The organism is Pseudarthrobacter sp. NamE2 (assembly GCF_005796205.1).
Taxonomy (GTDB): Bacteria; Actinomycetota; Actinomycetes; order Actinomycetales; family Micrococcaceae; genus Arthrobacter.
On sequence record NZ_VAHN01000041.1, the window covers coordinates 1 to 1,044 of the forward strand.

The following is a 1,044-nucleotide window of genomic DNA, read 5'->3' on the forward strand; positions in this document are numbered from 1 at the left end:
TCGAAGACGCCGGAGGCGGCGAGGGCTTCCTGGACCTGGGGGTCGGCGCGGAAGGCGGTGGCGCGTTCTTTGAGGAGCAGGTACATGGCCATGTTGGCTTTGGCTGATTCCCAGACGCCGTCGTAGCCGTCGGTGCGGGAGGGCTTGTAGTCGAAGTGGCGGGGGCCTTCGTAGCGGGGTCCGCCGTTGGGGAAGCCGTTTTCGAGCAGGTCGACGGTGAAGAAGGCGCTGGTGAGGTCGCCGTGGCCGAAGACGAGGTCCTGGTCGTACTTGATGCCGCGCTGGCCGTTGAGGTCGATGTGGAACAGTTTCCCGGCCCAGAGGGCCTGGGCGATGCCGTGGGTGAAGTTCAGCCCGGCCATCTGCTCGTGCCCGGTTTCGGGGTTCAGGCCCACGATGTCGCCGTGCTCAAGCTGCGCGATGAAGGCCAGGCCGTGCCCGACGGTGGGCAGGAAGATATCGCCACGGGGTTCGTTGGGCTTGGGTTCGAGCGCGATCCGGAGGTTGTAGCCCTTGTCCTTGATGTAGGCCGCGGTGGTGTCCACGCCTTCCTTCATCCGGTCCAGGGCGGCGGAGAGGTCCTTGGACCCGTCGTATTCGCTGCCTTCACGCCCGCCCCACATGACGAAGGTTTCGGCGCCGAGTTCGGCGGCGAGGTCGACGTTGCGCAGGACCTTGGCCAGGGCGAAGCGGCGGATCGAGCGGTCATTGGAGGTGAACCCGCCGTCCTTGAACACCGGGTGGCTGAACAGGTTGGTGGTGACCATGGGCACCTTCAGCCCGGTCTCGGCCAGGGCTGCCTTGAAGTTCTTCAGGATCAGGTCACGCTCGGAGGCCGTGGCCTCGAACGGCACCAGGTCGTTGTCATGGAACGTGATGCCGTACGCGCCCAGTCCGGCGAGCTTGTGCACCGCTTCCACCGGGTCAAGGGCGGCACGGGTGGCAACACCAAACGGGTCGGCACCGGTCCAGCCAACCGTCCACAAACCAAAAGTGAACTTGTCCGCGGGAGTGGGAGAGAGAGTCATGGATGCGTCCTTGCAG

Annotated in this window: 1 protein-coding gene; it reads right to left on the minus strand. The window is 65.4% G+C overall.

Going from position 1 to position 1,044, the window contains the following annotated elements:
* Nucleotides 1-1,028, minus strand: a 1,028-nt coding sequence (gene xylA / locus FDW83_RS18905; protein WP_138139603.1) for a xylose isomerase, incomplete at its 3' end; no start/stop codon positions are given.
* Between the last annotated feature and the right edge of the window lie 16 nt (nt 1,029-1,044).